The organism is Inquilinus sp. YAF38 (genome assembly GCF_052113205.1).
Lineage (GTDB): Bacteria > Pseudomonadota > Alphaproteobacteria > DSM-16000 > Inquilinaceae > Inquilinus.
In genome coordinates this window covers 1-16,062 of the sequence record NZ_JBFRCU010000048.1, presented here as the reverse complement: position 1 = coordinate 16,062, position 16,062 = coordinate 1, and the positions used below count along the sequence as shown (strand labels likewise).

Annotated in this window: 9 protein-coding genes and 1 tRNA gene; 8 read left to right on the top strand and 2 right to left on the bottom strand. The window is 66.7% G+C overall.

From position 1 onward, the window contains the following. Positions 1–349 precede the first annotated feature (349 nt). Together AB4Z01_RS20825 and AB4Z01_RS20820 are read left to right on the top strand one after the other, a co-directional pair. Positions 350–2,107, top strand: coding sequence for an ABC transporter ATP-binding protein (locus tag AB4Z01_RS20825; RefSeq protein WP_441696996.1), 1,758 nt, complete (start codon positions 350–352; stop codon positions 2,105–2,107). Continuing rightward, positions 2,107–3,999, top strand: a complete 1,893-nt coding sequence (locus AB4Z01_RS20820; RefSeq protein ID WP_441696993.1) for an ABC transporter ATP-binding protein — start codon at positions 2,107–2,109, stop codon at positions 3,997–3,999. Before AB4Z01_RS20825 ends, AB4Z01_RS20820 begins: the two co-directional genes overlap by 1 nt. A 131-nt stretch (positions 4,000–4,130) precedes the next feature. On the opposite strand, the gene AB4Z01_RS20815 is transcribed toward AB4Z01_RS20820, so the two are convergent. Then, positions 4,131–5,147 (bottom strand): LacI family DNA-binding transcriptional regulator, encoded by a 1,017-nt coding sequence (locus tag AB4Z01_RS20815; RefSeq protein ID WP_441696991.1) that lies wholly within the window; start codon positions 5,145–5,147, stop codon positions 4,131–4,133. 248 nt (positions 5,148–5,395) lie between these two features. Between AB4Z01_RS20815 and AB4Z01_RS20810 the strand changes: the two genes are divergently transcribed. The 6 genes from AB4Z01_RS20810 (at position 5,396) to AB4Z01_RS20785 (ending at position 15,622) form a co-directional block, all read left to right on the top strand. Beyond that, positions 5,396–7,324, top strand: coding sequence for an ABC transporter substrate-binding protein (locus tag AB4Z01_RS20810; protein WP_441696988.1), 1,929 nt, complete (start codon positions 5,396–5,398; stop codon positions 7,322–7,324). Positions 7,325–7,371: 47 nt separating this feature from the next. Beyond that, positions 7,372–9,480, top strand: a complete 2,109-nt coding sequence (locus AB4Z01_RS20805; RefSeq protein WP_441696985.1) for an alpha-amylase family protein — start codon at positions 7,372–7,374, stop codon at positions 9,478–9,480. A 19-nt stretch (positions 9,481–9,499) separates the two neighbouring features. Then, positions 9,500–10,486 carry an ABC transporter permease gene (locus tag AB4Z01_RS20800; RefSeq protein WP_441696982.1) on the top strand — a complete coding sequence of 329 codons (987 nt, stop codon included), beginning with the start codon at positions 9,500–9,502 and terminating at the stop codon, positions 10,484–10,486. Continuing rightward, positions 10,486–11,661 (top strand): ABC transporter permease, encoded by a 1,176-nt coding sequence (locus tag AB4Z01_RS20795; protein WP_441696979.1) that lies wholly within the window; start codon positions 10,486–10,488, stop codon positions 11,659–11,661. Before AB4Z01_RS20800 ends, AB4Z01_RS20795 begins: the two co-directional genes overlap by 1 nt. A gap of 11 nt (positions 11,662–11,672) precedes the next feature. Next, the gene (locus tag AB4Z01_RS20790; RefSeq protein WP_441696976.1) at positions 11,673–13,421 is read left to right on the top strand and encodes an ABC transporter ATP-binding protein; all 1,749 of its coding nucleotides are present in this window, start codon (positions 11,673–11,675) and stop codon (positions 13,419–13,421) included. Positions 13,422–13,507: 86 nt separating this feature from the next. Beyond that, positions 13,508–15,622: a beta-galactosidase gene (locus AB4Z01_RS20785; RefSeq protein ID WP_441696974.1), complete on the top strand. Its 2,115-nt coding sequence runs from the start codon at positions 13,508–13,510 to the stop codon at positions 15,620–15,622. 110 nt (positions 15,623–15,732) lie between these two features. Here AB4Z01_RS20785 and AB4Z01_RS20780 read toward each other — a convergent pair. Then, positions 15,733–15,807, bottom strand: a tRNA-Met gene (locus AB4Z01_RS20780). Positions 15,808–16,062: the final 255 nt, after the last annotated feature.

The window sequence follows — 16,062 nt, the reverse complement described above, 5'->3', positions numbered from 1 at the left end:
GAGCACTCTACGCCCTCGGCCTGATCGCCGCCTCTATTGCCTCATGGGCGGCACGGCCAACCGAGCCATCCTCGCCTGGACCCGGGCCGCCACCCTGCCAGATGATCTGCACGCCGATGTGCGGAGGGTCTGCCGCCCTTGAACTCGCCGTCAAAAAGGTGCGTTATGGCTCGAAGAATGGAACTGCCCGACCGAGCCTCGGCTCCTTACCGGCAGTGTGTTGGAAGCACTGGATCGCCCCGTGAGCACCGATACGATCGCGAGCGCGCCTAGGCGCGACAACTCGCGTGCCCATATTGCATCGGCCCAATGGGGCCGTGGAGTCAGCGCACTCCTTCGCATCACCCGCATGACGTTGCGCCATCCCTGGCAGGTCGGCCTCGCCATCGGGTCGACCTTCATCGCCGCGACGCTGCAACTGTTCATCCCCCGTCTCCTCGGCCAGGCCGTCGACCAGGCGCGTGGTGTTCTCGCGGCCGCAGGTGGATCGACGACTCAGGCCGAAACGGCCCTGATGACCACCGCACTGGTGCTGCTCGCCATCAGCGTCTTCCGCGGCCTCTTCACGATGCTGCAGAACTATTTCGGAGAATCGGTCGGGCACCATATCGGCTACGAGTTGAGGCTCGCCTGCTACGAGAAGTTGCAGCGCCTGAGCTTCAGCTTCCACGACCGGGTGCATACCGGCGACCTGATCACACTCGGCATGCTGGATCTCGAAGGTGTGCGCATGTTCTTCAGCACCGGGGTCGTGCGGCTGGTGCTGCTGACGGTCTTGATCGGCATCGGCGCCTATCTGCTCCTGAGCACGGATCTGGTGCTCGGCCTGCTGAGCCTGAGCTTCGTGCCGTTCGTCGCCTGGCGCTCCTCGGTGACTCAGCTCCGCATGCGCGCGACCTGGCTCACCCTGCAGGATCGGATGTCCGTCCTGAGCCGGGTCATGGAGGAGAACCTCGGCGGCATCCGCGTCGTGCGCGCATTCGCGGCCCAGAAGCACGAGCTCGAGAAGTTCGACCGGGCCTCGCAGAGCGCCCTCGGGATCGGGCACGAGCGCGTGGATCTCCGCGTGGTCAACACCTCCGCCATGAACTTCTCCTTCTTTCTCGCGATGGGGCTGGTGCTCTGGGTCGGCGGCAACAGGGTCATCGATGGCGAGATCAGCGTCGGTACGCTGGCGACGTTCCTGACCTTCACGACCATCCTGCAGATGCCGGTACGCCAATTGGGTCTTCTGGTGAATTCCTTCGCCCGCGCCTCGACCTGCGGGACCCGTCTGTTCGAGCTGCTCGATCTCGATCTCGCCATCAAGGACGAGCCGGGAGCGAAGGACCTCGTGGTGACCGACGGCGTCCTGCGGTTCGAGGACGTCGATTTCCTCTATCCGGGGGCCGGGGAGCGCAAGGTCCTGTCCGGCATCAGCTTCGAGGCGCGGCGCGGCGAGACCATCGGGATCGTCGGATCCCCCGGGGCGGGCAAGTCGAGCCTGGTGCATCTCATCCCGCGCTTCTACGACGTCACCGGCGGCAGGATCACGATCGACGGGCAGGACATCAGCAAGGTCACGCTCAGCTCCCTGCGGCAGGCGGTCAGCATCGTGCAGCAGGATTCCTTCCTGTTCACCACCTCGATCGAGAACAACATCGTCTACGGCAATCCGTGGGCGAAAGACGACCAGATCGCGCGTGCCAGCGAATCCGCCCAGCTGCACAACTACATCCTCGGGCTGCCCATGGGCTACGGCACCGTCGTCGGCGAGCGCGGCGTCTCCCTCTCGGGCGGGCAGCGCCAGCGCCTGTCGATCGCGCGCACCCTCATGCTGAAACCCGCCATCATGGTGTTCGACGATTCCACCGCCGCGATCGATGCCGGCACCGAGCAGCGGATCCGCAGCGCCATGCGGCGCTTCGCCAAGGACCGCGTGACGCTGGTCATCGCCCATCGGCTGAGCTCGCTGATGCACGCCGACCAGATCCTGTTCATCGAGGATGGCCGCATCATCGAGCGCGGCACCCATGAGGAGCTGCTCGCCCAGGGCGGCCGATATCGCGCGCTCTACGACCTCCAGGTGCGTCCCGGCGACGACACCTCGCAGCAGGCGGTGCACTGATGTCCGATAAACCCGAAGACAGGGACGAGGCCGGGGATCCGCGCGGCCGTCCGCCGCGGGCCGTCGTCGGGTCCCATCGCCCGGAAGAGGAGGTGTTCGGTGCGGCCTTCGACGGGCGGATCGTCCGCCGCATCTGGCAATTCGTGTATCCGTATCGCCGAAAGATGGTCGTCGCGGTCGCCGCGGTGCTGCTCTTCACGCTCAGCCAGGTCGCCATCCCGCTGATCATCCGGTTCGCGATCGACCATGGCATGGCGACGGGCAGCCGCGGCGCCCTGACGGGGGCCGCGATCGCCTTTTCCGCCGCGATCCTGGTCAATTACGGCGCGAGCTGGGTGCAGGAGACGGTGGTCGGCAAGGCGGCGGAGGACGTCCTGTTCGACATGCGCCGCGCCATGTTCGCGCATCTGCAGCGCGTGTCCCTCTCTTTCATGGACAAGACGGAGGTCGGCCGGCTGATGTCGCGGCTGCAGGGCGACGTCAACTCCATGCAGGAATTCATGGAGACGTCGGTTCTTTCCGTCGGCGACATCGCGCTCCTGGCCGGCATCATCACCGTGATGCTGCTCCTGGACGTCCGGCTGGCCCTTCTCACCCTGTCGGTGATGCCGGTGCTGTTCATCGTGCGCCTGTGGTGGCTGCCGCGGGCCCGCAACGCTTTCATGGCCGCGCACGAAACGAATTCGGTGGCCAACGGGGCGCTCGCCGAGGGCATCCACGGCGTGCGCACGGTCCAGAGCATGGGCCGCCAGCAGCTCAACCTGCGTCTCTATGACGACAAGGCCCACAGCAATCTGCGCAGCCATCTCCGCGCCGCGAAATATGCGCAGGTGATGGTGCCGATCGTGGACTCGCTGACCGGCGTCGCCATGGCGGTGGTGATCGTCGTCGGCGGCTCGATGGTCCTGGGCAGCACCCTGGACATCGGCATCATGGTCGCCTTCCTGTTCTATATTCAGCGCTTCTTCGACCCGATCCGTTCGCTGACCCTGCAATATAGCGTCATGCAGCGGGCCATGGCCTCGGGCCACCGCATCGCCGAGGTGCTCGACATTCCCGTGGAGATCGAGGACCGGCCGGACGCGATCGATCTGTCGCCCGCCACGGACGGGTCGGTCGAGTTCCGGGATGTGACCTTCGGCTATCGATCCGGCCAACCGGTGCTCAAGAATGTGAGCTTCCGCGTCAATCCGGGCGAGACCGTCGCCCTCGTCGGCCCGACGGGCTCGGGAAAGTCGAGCGCCATGGCGCTCGTGCATCGCTTCTATGATGTCTGGGGCGGCCAGGTGATGGTCGGCGGCCATGACGTGCGCAACCTGACACAGGAGTCGCTCGGGCAGCAGGTGGCCATGGTTCTGCAGGAGCCGTTCCTGTTCTCGGGATCCGTGTTCGAGAACATCCGCTATCACAAGGTGGATGCGACCCTGGACGCGGTGATCCGCGCGGCGAAGGCGGTGGGCGCCCACGACTTCATCGCGCGTCTGCCGGACGGCTACGAGACGGTCCTGGACCAGCGCGGCGGCAATCTCTCGATCGGGCAGCGCCAGCTCATCAGCTTCGCCCGGGCCCTGGTGGCGGATGCCAGGATCCTGGTCCTGGACGAGGCGACGGCGAATATCGACAGCTACACCGAGATGCTGATCCAGAAAGCGCTGGTCACCTTGCTGAAGGGGCGCACGGGCCTCGTCATCGCCCATCGCCTGGCCACGATCCGCCACGCCGATCGCATCATCGTGCTGCAGAACGGTGAGACGATCGAAACAGGCACGCATGACGAGCTGATGGCGGTCAAAGGTCTTTACGCCCGGCTCTACAACATGAACTACGCGTCGTTTGACGACATCCCGAGCGGGATGGTCATGAACCAGGCGCCGGTGGGCATGGCGACCTGAGCCTCAGGCCCTGGCCGTCGAGCTGCAGCGGTGGCTCGGGACAGCGAGATGATCCAGTCCGGCACTGCACGGGACCTGTATGAGCGGCCGGCGAGCCGCTTCGCTGCCGAGTTCATCGGCAACTCGGAAGACTACAAAGCAGCCGGCACGATCGGGGCTGCCGCCTCGGGTGTCGTTATCGGACCGCAGGACGCGCGCTCGATGATGCGGCTCGTGATCTGCACGCGCACGGGGATGTCGGGCGGGATCCGCCCGTTGATCCGGTCGTCGAGCAGGCGCACGCAGGCGGCTCCCATCTGCTGGCCGAAGACCTTGACGGTGGTCAGCTGCGGCGAGATCTGGGTGGCGGCGGAGTAATCCCCGAAGCCGACGACCGAGGCGTCCTCCGGGATCCGGTAGCCGAGCCGCATCAGCTCCGACATCACCGTCAGCGCGAGCCCGTCATGGGCGCAGAAGAAGGCGGTCGGGTGGAACCCGTCCGCATGCGCGGCGCGCAGGTGCTCAGTGAAGCGTATGTCTGCATCGAACTTCATCTCCCGGAACTCCACGTCGGCATGCCTCTCCAGGACTTCCCGGACGCCGTAAAAGCGTTCGACACGGCCGCGGTAGCCGGGCGTCCCGTGCACATAGACGATGCGGCGATGACCGAGGGTCACCAGGTAATTCGCGACGGCGGAACCAGCCTCATGATCGGTGCCGCCGACATGGTCGGCCTGTTCGAGCGGCTCGAGCCAGCCCTGCCGTACGATCGGCTTGCCCAGCGCATAGGCCCGGGCGAAGCCCTCGCGGCCATGCGGTCCGACCAGAACGGCGCCGCGGCACGACCGCACGATGGCCTGGATTTCGTCAGGCCGATGGGTCCAGCTCATGTTGAGGCGATAGCCCAGCCTCTGGGCTTCCGACTGGGCGCCGTTCTGGATCAGCAGGTGCAATTCGCTGTTGATGAGATCGGTGTCGTGGAAGATCACCCCGAGGGTGAGCGACTCCGGCTCGGTGCTGGGACGTGCGTAGCCGAGTTCCGCCGCCACCTGCTGCACGCGGCGACGCGTCTCATCGGACACCCCGCTTTTGCCGGCAAGGGAGCGCGATACCGCGAATTTCGACAGGCCCGTGCGTTGCGCGATGATTGCCAGCGTGACCTTGGCCATTGCCGATCCTGTGTCCCAAGCCCCGGTCCGTTCTAGCACCGAGGCATAACGAGACATAAAGATTTTGTTCGCCTTGCCTCCGGACCTTTCCCAGGAAGCAGGATTTGTGGGTTGATTCATTGACAACGATCATGCGGAGAGACGATTTTTTGGGGCATAACGCTTTACCTAACAAAAAGACTCATGAGAGCCTTCAATTTGTCACGGCCACTCCCATAACCGGCCGGGCAGGGGAGGAGGACATCAAGATGGTGAGATTGAGCCGCAGGGCTTTCATCGCCACCGGTTCCGCCGTCGCCGGATCGCTGGTGCTGCCCAGATTTGCCCGAGCCGCCGAGATCAAGGAATCAGCCTTCCTGAAGGACCAGGTGGCGGCCGGCAAGCTGCTGCCCGCAGCGCAGCGACTCCCGGCCAATCCGCTGGTCGTCACGCCGCTGGAGAGCATCGGCCAGCAGGGCGGCGACTGGAAGCACGCGCTGGTCGGCGGCGGGTCGCTGTCGATGGTGGTCCGGTATCAGGGCTATGAGCCGCTCGTCCGCTTCAACCCCGACTGGTCAGGCCTGGTCGAGAACACGGCCGAGTCCTGGAGCGTCAATGCCGACGCCACCGAATACACCTTCCACCTGCGCAAGGGCCACCGATGGTCAGACGGGCATCCGTTCACGACCGAGGATGTCCAGTTCTGGTACGACGCCTTCTTCACCGACAAGGACACCAACACCGGCGGCAACACCTGGTGGTTTGCCGACGGCAAGCCGGCCCGCATCGAGGTGATCGACGAGACGACGTTCAAGGTCGTCTTCCCGTCGCCCAACGGCTTCTTCGTCCAGAACCTCGCCTGGGCGCAGCAGGACCAGCTGACGCGCACGCCGAAGCATTACCTGCAGCAGTTTCACGCCCGCTACAATCCGGATGCCGACAAGCTCGCCAAGGAAAGGGGGCTCGAAAGCTGGATCGCGCTGTTCCAGCGCGAGATCGGCCTGGCCGACGACAACACCTTCTTCCAGAACCCGGGCCGGCCGACGCTCAACGCCTGGATGTTCACGGTGGCGCCGGGGCAGAGCACCGAGCAGGCGCTGGCGGTCCGCAATCCCTATTACTTCAAGGTCGATCCGGAGGGCACCCAGCTGCCCTATTTCGACCGTATCGTCTATCAGATGGTGGCTGATCCCGAAGTCCTGCTGCTGAAGGTGCTGCAGGGCGAGATCGACATGATGGACCAGTACATCGCCACACCCGCGAACAAACCGGTCCTGTTCGACGGCCAGGAGAAGGGCGGCTACGGCTTCTACACTTTGAAGGAGACCGCCGCCAATGTGATGGTCTTCCAGCTCAATCTCAACCACACCGATCCGGTCAAGAACAAGCTGTTCAACACCAAGGAGTTCCGCCAGGCACTCTCGATCGCCGTCGACCGGCAGGCGCTGATCGACGCCGTGTTCGTCGGGCAGGGTGGGCCGGCGCAGGCCTCGATCCGGCCCGGCGACCCGCTCTATGTCGAGCGGCTGGCCAAGGATTTCACGCAGTACGATCCCGACGCGGCCAATGCGATGCTGGACAAGATCGTCCCGAACAAGGACGGGGACGGCTACCGGCTCGACGAGTCCGGGCGGCGGGTGACGGTCATCTTCGAGCTCGACCAGACCCGCACCACCTTCCTCGATATGTTCCAACTGGTGGTTCCCATGTTCCAGGCCGTGGGCATCGACGCCCAGGTGCGCAGCATGGACCGCTCCCTCTGGGAGACGCGCGTGCGCCGCGGGCGCGACTTCGATGCGACGGCGCATCAGTTCGGGGCGAACAGCGGCATCGCCGCCATGCTCGATGCCCGCTATTTCGTGCCGTTCTCGACCAACTCGCTCTTCGCCCCCGCCTGGTCGCTCTACTATCTCGACCCGAAGAACCCCGACGCGGTCGAGCCGCCGCCGGACGTCAAGGCGCAGCAGGATCTCTACAAGAAGCTGCTGGCCACGGGCGATCCCGAGCAGCAGAAGACACTGATGCGGCAGATCCTGGAGAATGCCGCGGATCTGTTCATGACCTTCGGCGTCAGCCTGCCGCCGGACGGCTACGGCATCGTCAAGACCAGCATGGTCAACGTCCCGAAGACCATGCCGAATTCCTTCGGCTGGCCGACCCCGGGTCCCGCGCGGCCGGAGCAGTTCTTCAAGGCCTGACCGGCGCCCCTCGTTGCATCTTTCGACCGAGACACAGGAAGCGAGACATGCTGGACATCGTTGCGCCATCGGCCGGGGGCCTGAGGACAGCCGACTGGTACAACTCGGCGACGCGCTGGACGCAGCTGACCCTCGCCGAGGACGATCCGATCCGCTTCGATCCGGAGTTCTGGATCGACCTGTTCCGGCGCAGCAGGTCGAACGCGACCTGCCTCAGCGCCGGCGGCTACATCGCCTACTATCCGTCGAAGGTCCCGTTCCATTATGTGAGCCGATATCTGGGCGACACCGACCCGTTCGGCACGCTGGTCGAGGGTGCCCGGCGCCTCGGCATGCATGTCATGGCGCGGGTCGACCCGCATGCCGTCCACCAGGACGCGGCCGATGCCCATCCGGAGTGGATCGCGGTCGACAAGGAGGGCAACCGGCGCCGCCACTGGGCCTATCCGAGCGTCTGGGTCACCTGCGCCTACAGCGACTACAACTTCAAGTTCATGCCGGACGTGCTGCGCGAGATCACCCGCGGCTACGACATCGACGCGATCTTCGCCAATCGCTGGCAGGGGCACGGCGTCTGCTACTGCGAGACCTGCCGGCGGAACTTCCGCGACGCGTCCGGCCACGACCTTCCGCTCGCCGCCGATCCCGAGGATCCGGCCTGGCTGGCCTGGACGGCCTGGCGGCGCACGGTGCTGAGCCGCCTCGTGGTCGAATGGGACGAGGCGATGAAGGCGATCAAGCCGAACACCAGCTTCATACCCAACATGGGCAGCGTGTCGTTGATGGAGTTCGACCTGAAGCTGATCGAACGGCACTGCCCGTTCCTGGTCGTCGACGACCAGGGCCGGCGCGGCACCGAGCCGGTCTGGATGTCCGGCCGCAACGGCAAGCGGATGCGGGCGACCTTCCGCGAGCGCCCGGCGGTCCTGATCACCTCGATCGGGCCGGAGGAGAAGTATCGTTGGAAGGATGCGGTCACGACGGACGCGGAGATCCGGTCGTGGATGCTCGACGGCGTGGTCCAGGGCATGCTGCCGTGGTTCACCAAGTTCAACGGTGTGGTGCCGGACAAGCGCTGGGTCGTGCCGGTCGTCGAGAGCTTCGGCCTGCATGCGACGCTCGAGCCGGTCCTGTCGGCGACGCGGCCGGCGGCGGAGATCGCCATCCTCGACCCGGCCACCACCCTGCGCCATCACGGGCCGGAGACGCGCAAGGAGGCCGAGGCCGACGATCTCGGCTTCTACCAGGCGCTGGTCGAGGAGAAGTTGCCCTTCGAGATGCTGTCGGACCAGGCGATGACGCCGGAGCGGCTGGACCGGTTCAAGGTCGTGATCCTCGCCAACGCGACCTGCCTCTCCGATGCGCAATGCGCCGCGCTGGAGACCTATGTCGCCCGCGGGGGCAGCGTGGTCGCGGCCCATGAGACCTCGACGCGCGACGAGAACAACCGCCCACGCGGGACCCTGGCGCTTGGCGGCCTGCTCGGCGTGACGGCGACGAAGCCGTCCCGGGGGGCGGTCCAGAACAGCTATGTCGCGGTCAACGGCCGCCATCCGATCGCGGAGGGCTTTGAGGGAGCGGCGCGGATCATCGGCGGCACGCATCTGATCGCCGTAGAGGCTGCGGCCGATGCCGAGGTGCCGTTCCTCACGGTGCCCGATTTTCCGGACCTGCCGATGGAGGAGGTCTATCCGCGCGAGGCGCCGCAGGGGGCCGCGGTGGTGGCCCGGCAGCATCCGGGCGGGGCGCGCACCGTCTATATCCCCTGGAACATCGGCGGGATCTTCTGGGAGGTGCTCGCCGCCGATCACCAGCGGCTGATCGCCAACGCCGTGCGCTGGGCGCTGGGCAAGCGGCCGGATGTCGAGGTGACCGGGCGGTCGGTGCTGGATGTCGCTTTGCGCGAGGGCGAGGACGGGCTCGTGGTCGCGCTGCAGAACCTGACCAATCCGATGATGATGAAGGGACCGACGCGGGAGATCTATCCCGTCGGGCGGCAGGAGGTCTCGGTGGCGATCCCCCCCGGCCGCTCCTTCGCCGAGGCGCGGCTGCTGGTCTCCGGGGAGGCGGCGGAGGCGCGGGTGGAGGCGGGCCGGGTGAGGGTGGCGGTGCCGGGGATCGATCTGGTCGAGGCCGTGCACATCACCTGGGCCTGAACAGGGAGCGCGGACGGCCATGCTGCGCTACGTCATCAAGCGCCTGATCTACATGATCCCGACCCTGTTCGGGATGTCGATCATCGCGTTCCTGATCATCCAGCTTCCGCCGGGCGACTATCTCACCTCGATGATCGCCATGATGACGGATTCCGGCCAGAACGTGGATCCGGCGCAGGTGGCGCGGCTCAGGGAAATCTACGGCTTCGACGATCCTGTCTGGCTGCAGTACTGGAAGTGGATGAGCGGCATCCTGTTCCGCGGCGATTTCGGCTATTCCTTCGAATGGAACCGTCCGGTCGCCGATCTGATCTGGGAACGGATGGGCTCGACGCTGGCGATCTCGCTCGCCTCGCTGCTCTTCGTCTGGGCCGTCTCGCTGCCGATCGGCATCTATTCTGCCATGCGCCGCCATTCGCTCGGTGACTACGGGTTCACCTTCCTCGGCTTCCTCGGTCTCGCAGTGCCGAACTTCATCCTGGCGCTGACGCTGATGTATCTCTCCTACAAGTATTTCGGCCAGAGCGTGGGCGGGCTTTATTCCCCCGAATATATCGACGCCCAGTGGTCCTGGGCCAAGATCGGCGACCTCCTCGCGCATCTCTGGATTCCGATCATCATCATCGGCACGCACGGCACGGCGGCGCTGATCCGGATCCTGCGGGCCAATCTCAGCGACGAGCTGAACAAGCCCTATGTGATCACCGCCAAGGCCAAGGGCCTGCCCGAATACCGCGCGGTATTGCGCTATCCCGTGCGCATCGCGCTCAACCCCTTCGTCTCGGCCCTCGGCTGGGTGCTGCCGGAGCTGATCTCGGGCGCCACCATCGTGGCCATCGTGCTCAACCTGCCGACGGCAGGGCCGCTGCTGCTCCGGGCCTTGATCTCGCAGGACATGTACCTGGCCGGCAGCTTCATCCTGCTGATGGGCGTGCTGACGCTGATCGGGATGCTCGTCTCCGACATCCTTCTGGCGCTGCTCGACCCACGGATCCGGTTCACCTGATGAGCGAGCACATCTTCATCGACGGGCCGGCGGAGACGGCACCCGCCGTCACCCTCCTGAAGCCTAAGACCAGCGGGGGCGAGATCGCCGCGGCCGGGCAGTGGGCGCTGATCTGGCGGCGCTTCGCCCGCAACAAGGTGGCGGTCGCCTCGGGCGTCGTCATTCTCATCTTCTATCTCGTCGGCGCCTTCGCGGAGTTCCTGGCGCCGGCGCTGCCCGATGCCGCGCGGCCGCAATTCACCAACGCGCCGCCGCAGAAGATCCGGTTCTTCGCGGCCGAGCCCGACGGCAGCTCGCGTTTCCTGCCGCATGTGACCGGCTACTCCATGCAGCTGGACCAGGCCTCGCTCCGTCGCAGCTATGTGGCCGACGAAGCCAAGGTCGTGCCGATCGGCTTCTTCGTGAAGGGCCCGGCCTACCGGTTGTGGGGCCTGATCCCGATGGACCGGCATCTGATCGGCCCGGTGCGGCTGGGCGACACGATGTATCTGCTTGGCACCGACAAGCTCGGCCGGGACCTGCTGAGCCGGCTGATCTACGGCACCCGTGTCTCCATGTCGATCGGGCTGATCGGCGTCTGCATCAGCCTGCTGCTCGGCGTCACCCTCGGCAGTCTCTCCGGCTTCTACGGCGGCGCGGTGGACATGGTTGTCCAGCGTATCATCGAGGTGATCAGCGCGATGCCGACCATCCCGCTCTGGCTGGGGCTGGCGGCCGCGATCCCGCTCACCTGGTCGCCGCTCCAGGTCTATTTCGTCATCACCCTCATCGTCTCGCTGTTCGGCTGGACCGGGCTGGCGCGCGAGGTGCGCGGCCGGTTCTACGCCCTGCGGGGCGAGGATTTCGTCACCGCCGCGCGGCTGGACGGGTCGGGCGAGCGCCGGCTGATCTTCCGGCACATCCTGCCCTCGCTCACCAGCCATATCCTCGCGGTGGTGACGCTCGCGGTCCCGACCATGATCGTGGCGGAGACGGCGCTGTCCTTCCTCGGCATCGGGCTGAAGCCGCCGGTGGTCTCCTGGGGCGTGCTGCTGCAGGAGGCGCAGAATGTGCGCACCATCGCCGGCGCGCCGTGGCTTCTGGTCTGGCCGGCCGGCGCCGTGGTGCTGGCGGTGCTGGCCTTCAACTTCCTCGGCGACGGTCTGCGCGACGCCGCCGACCCCTACGATTCATGACGGGGGCGGCGATGGGACTGATGACGGCGGACCGGCCCGCCGCGGCCGCCAGCGAGGCCGATGTGGTGCTGCGGGTCGAAGGGCTCAGCCTCGACTTCAACCTGCGCACCCATATCCTCCACGCGGCGCGGGAGGTCAGCTTCGAGCTGAAGCGCGGCAGGACGCTCTGCCTCGTCGGCGAAAGCGGCTCGGGCAAGAGCGTGACCGCGCGGGCGCTGCTGCGCATCGTCGACCGCAAAGGACGGATCGCCGGCGGCCGCATCCTGCTGCGGGGCCATGGCGGCGAGATCGACATCGCCGGGCTCAAGGAACGCAGCCCGGAGCTGCTAAAGATCCGGGGCGGGCGGATCGGCCTGATCTTCCAGGAGCCGATGAGCTCGCTTTCGCCCGTGCACACGATCGGCTCCCAGATCGTCGAGGCGCTGCGCCTCCACCGCCGGCTCGGCAAGAAGGCGGCACGCGACGCGGCCATCGACCTGCTGCGCCAGGTCGAGATCCCGCATCCCGACCGGATGGTCGACCGCTACACCTTCGAGTTCTCGGGCGGCATGCGGCAGCGGGCGATGATCGCCATGGCGCTGGCCTGCGACCCTGACATCCTGATCGCCGACGAGCCCACGACCGCTCTGGACGTGACCACCCAGGCCGAGATCCTCGACCTGATCAAGCGGCTGCAGGACAGCCGCGGCATGGCGATGCTGCTGATCACCCACGACATGGGGCTGGTCGCCGAGATCGCCGACGAGGTGGCGGTGATGCATTACGGCCGCATCGTCGAGCGCGGCAGCGCCGACGACATCTTCCACGATCCGAAGCATCCCTATACCCGCGCGCTTCTGAACGCGACGGTGAAGCTGGAGCAGAACCGGCGCGCGCTCACCCGGCCCGTTGCCGTCGAACCGGTCGAGGCGTCGCCGGTGCTCTCGCTGCGCAACGTGTTGAAGGTTTATGGCCGTGGCGAGCACGCGGTCACGGCAGTCGACGATGTCAGCCTCGACCTCTTTCCGGGCGAAAATCTCGGCATCGTCGGCGAAAGCGGCTCCGGCAAGACGACGCTCGGCCGGCTGATCCTGCGGACGATCGAGCCCAGCGCGGGCCGCATCACTTATGTCGACGGCAAGGGGCAGCCGGTCGAAGTGACGGGGCTCGGCAAGCCGGGGCTCAAGGCGTTCCACCGCGATGTCCGGCTGGTGTTCCAGGATCCCTTCGCCTCGCTGAACCCGCGCATGACCGTCAAGCAGATCATCGGCGACCCGCTCCATGTCAGCCGGACGGCGCGAGGGCGGGCCCTGACGAAGCGCGTCGCCGAGCTCATGGACCTGGTCGGGCTCGACCCGCTCGCGATGGAGCGCTATCCGCACGCCTTCTCCGGCGGGCAGCGACAGCGCATCGGCATCGCCCGCGCCCTCGCGCTCGACCCGCGCATCGTCATCGCCGACGAGGCGACCGCCGCGCTCGACGTGTCCATCCGCTCGCAGATCCTCGACCTGCTGCTCGAGCTTCAGCGGCGGCTGAGCCTGAGCTTCGTCTTCATCTCGCACGACATCTCGGTAGTCCGCTATTTCTGCGACCGGGTCGCGGTCATGCATCGGGGCCGGCTGGTGGAGATGGGCCCGGCCGAGGAGATCTGCACCACGCCGCGCGAACCCTACACCCGCAGCCTGATCTCGGCCGTGCCAAGCCCGGATCCGCGCCGAAAGCGGATGATGCACCGCACCCGTTTCGTCCCCGGGGAGGCATCGGCCGGCAAGACCAGCTAGCCCCGGGGATCCACACGCCAGCGATTGAGGCGGCGGCGCAGGACCGCGTCCGCCGAAGGAAGAGTGTTGCGCCAGAGGAGCGTCCCATGCCCACGGACAAGGTCCCGCAGATTCCGTTCGGAGCGGTCTATTTCCGCAAGTCCAATCCGCCCCGCGAGGATTGGCAGCAGGACTACCGGACGGCGGCCGAGGATGGACTCAACATCTTCCGCCACTGGTTCATGTGGAGCGTCATCGAGCGCCGTCCCGGAGTCTATGACTGGGACGACTACGACCGGCAGATGGACCTGGCGGCCGAAAGCGGCCTCAAGACCATCATCGCCGAGCTGACCCACACGGTCCCCGACTGGGCCTACCGCAAATTCGCCCATGCCCGGCAGGTCCGGATGGACGGGCGTCCGCTCACCTCGAATATGGGCGTCAGTGCGGCGGTGGGCGGCTTCGCCAACAATGGCGGCGGGGCAGGGGCCCTGACCATGAACTGCCCCGAGGTGAAGCAGGCGGCCGGCGCCTTCCTGACGGCGCTCGCCACGCGCTACAAGGGGCATCCGGCGCTGCTCGGCTACGATGTCTGGAACGAGGTCAACTACGCCGCCGATGTCGACTATTCGGATTACGCCAAGGCCGCCTTTCGCGACTGGCTGAAGCGGAAATACGGCGATCTCGAGACGCTCGCCCAAGCCTGGCATCGCTACTCCTATGCCGAATGGGACGACATCGAGCCGCCGGCCGAGATCGCCGCCTATCCAGAGGGTCTCGACTGGATCGACTTCCGGCGGGACAATTTCTACGGCCAGATGCAGTGGCGCATCGACACGATCCGCGCGGTGGACCAGGACTGCCTGATCGCCGCGCATGGCATCGCCGGCGCCATTCCCAACATGGCCGCGAATGGCTGCGACGATTGGCTGGCGGCCTCAAAGGTCGAGATCTACGGCATGACCTGGGTGCCCGCGCGCAAGGGCAACCAGCCCTGGCGCAATTTCTATGGCGCAGACCTCACGCGGGCGGCGTCCCGGGGCAAACCGTGGTGGCATGCCGAGCGGCAGGGCGGACCGCTCTGGCTGCAACCGCAGGTGCTCGGCCGCGACAAGGAGGACGGCCGCGTCGCCGAGCCGGAGGACATTCGCGTCTGGACGATGACCTCCTTCGCCGCCGGCGCGACCGGCGTTCTCAACCTGCGCTGGCGGCCGCTGCTCGACGGGCCGCTGTTCGGCGCCTTCGGCTCCTACGCGATGGACGGCTCGCGGACGCCGCGCTCCGACATGGCCAGCGCCATCGCGAAGTGGGCGAACGCGCCCGAGCAGAAGGAGGTGTTCGCGGCGCGGCCGGTGAAGGGCGATATCGGCCTCCTGGTCATCCCGGAAGCCCAGGCCTGGGACCTTCTGCTCAACCACCGCCACCGCCCGGAGACCTATGCCGAGGCGATGTGGGGCGCCTATCGCGGCTTCTTCGACAACGGCATCCAGGCGGACTGGGTGCATGTCGACGACATCGACGCCTACGACACGATCTATGCGCCGTACCCGATCATGCTGACGGCGGCCCATGCGGAGAGGCTGGCCCGGTGGGTCGAAGCGGGCGGCACCCTCATCAGCGAGGCCTGCATCGGCTATTTCGGTGACCGCGGCAAGGTCGGCGTCGTGCAGCCGAACCACGGATTGCACCGTGTCTTCGGAGTGCGCGAGCACGAGGTCGAGTTCATGCCCGATATCGGCGACCGCATCCGCTTCGCCTATGCCGGCCGCACCGTGACGGGCGGCGGGTTMCTGCAGAGCTACACGCCGGCGGGCGGGACCGAGCGCGGCCGGTTCGCCGATGGCCGGCTTGCGATGGTCGAGCACAGCCACGGTCGCGGCCGGACACTGCTGGTCGGCACTCATCCGGGAGTCGGCTACTTCAGGACCTCCGGTGAGGCGAACCGGGGCTACTTTGCCGACGTCTTCACCTGGACCGGCAGAGAGCCGCATGTGCGGCTCTCGAACAGCGCGATTCAGGCCAGGCTGCATGAGGGCGAAGCGGGCAAGATGCTCTGGGTGGTGAACCCGACGCGCGAGACCCAGCGCTCGACCGTCACGCTCGCAAGCCGGTACGGGACGCTCCGTTTCGGCGCGACTCATTGGGCGGCCGAAAGCGCCCGGTTCGGGGATGGCGAAGTGGTGCTCCCGCCCCGAGACGCTCTGGTGGTCCGGCTCGTCTAATTGCAATCGACAAAGCGAGAACAGAAAGGCGGGATAGCGATTTAACGCCATCCCGCCTGCAAGCGCCTTGAATTACAAGGGAAAGCCGCGAGTTTCCGCGGTTCCAATCTTGGTAGCTGGGGAGGGATTTGAACCCCCGACCAAGGGATTATGATTCCCCTGCTCTACCACTGAGCTACCCAGCCATCGGGGCCGAGCGTATACGCGCCCGCCGCCGCCCCTGTCAAGCCACCCGGGACAGTGTCGCAGAACGCCACCTCTGCTTGCCGCAGCGGCTATGCTTCCGGTACCTAGAGGCATGACCGCGATGCCCCTCTCCGTCCGCCGRTTCGCCGCCGCCTTTCTGCTGAGCGCCGCCGTCGCCGCGCCGGCCTTCGCCCAGGAGGCCGCGCCGCCCGCTTCGCCGCCCCCCGCCGCCCCGGCGGCCGCCCCGCCGCCGC

Excerpts from the sequence above, each read along its gene's own strand:
- AB4Z01_RS20825 (WP_441696996.1), top strand. The coding sequence starts at position 350 with ATGACGTTGCGCCATCCCTGGCAGGTCGGCCTCGCCATCGGGTCGACC.
- AB4Z01_RS20820 (WP_441696993.1), top strand. The coding sequence starts at position 2,107 with ATGTCCGATAAACCCGAAGACAGGGACGAGGCCGGGGATCCGCGCGGC.
- AB4Z01_RS20815 (WP_441696991.1), bottom strand. The coding sequence starts at position 5,147 with ATGGCCAAGGTCACGCTGGCAATCATCGCGCAACGCACGGGCCTGTCG.
- AB4Z01_RS20810 (WP_441696988.1), top strand. The coding sequence starts at position 5,396 with ATGGTGAGATTGAGCCGCAGGGCTTTCATCGCCACCGGTTCCGCCGTC.
- AB4Z01_RS20805 (WP_441696985.1), top strand. The coding sequence starts at position 7,372 with ATGCTGGACATCGTTGCGCCATCGGCCGGGGGCCTGAGGACAGCCGAC.
- AB4Z01_RS20800 (WP_441696982.1), top strand. The coding sequence starts at position 9,500 with ATGCTGCGCTACGTCATCAAGCGCCTGATCTACATGATCCCGACCCTG.
- AB4Z01_RS20795 (WP_441696979.1), top strand. The coding sequence starts at position 10,486 with ATGAGCGAGCACATCTTCATCGACGGGCCGGCGGAGACGGCACCCGCC.
- AB4Z01_RS20790 (WP_441696976.1), top strand. The coding sequence starts at position 11,673 with ATGGGACTGATGACGGCGGACCGGCCCGCCGCGGCCGCCAGCGAGGCC.